The 272-nt window shown below is 61.0% G+C and carries 1 protein-coding gene; it reads left to right on the top strand.

The features are described from left to right. A partial coding sequence (locus AB9F29_RS22705) for a UbiD family decarboxylase domain-containing protein (RefSeq protein ID WP_369757349.1) occupies positions 1-272 on the top strand: 272 nt, incomplete at both ends.

Raw genomic sequence — 272 nt, 5'->3', positions numbered from 1 at the left:
ATGCCCGCAGCTGGGCGCAAGCTGGTGCGCCGATGCCGGTTGCAATTGCCCTCGGAGCGGACCCTGCAACGCTGCTTTCTGCGGCGCGTCCCCTACCAGAAAATATCTCGGAATTGATGTTTTCGGGCGTATTGCGCGGCGCGCGCACGCAACTTGTTCCCGCCCGCAGCGTACCGCTTTTGGTGCCCGCCCATGCGGAAATTATGATCGAAGGCTTGGTTCACCCCAATGATTTCGCCCCAGAGGGGCCGTTTGGCGATCACACCGGTTAT

Origin of the sequence: Falsihalocynthiibacter sp. S25ZX9 (assembly GCF_041205405.1) — a bacterium.
GTDB lineage: Bacteria > Pseudomonadota > Alphaproteobacteria > Rhodobacterales > Rhodobacteraceae > Falsihalocynthiibacter > Falsihalocynthiibacter arcticus.
This window is presented reverse-complemented; position numbering and strand designations above follow the sequence as displayed.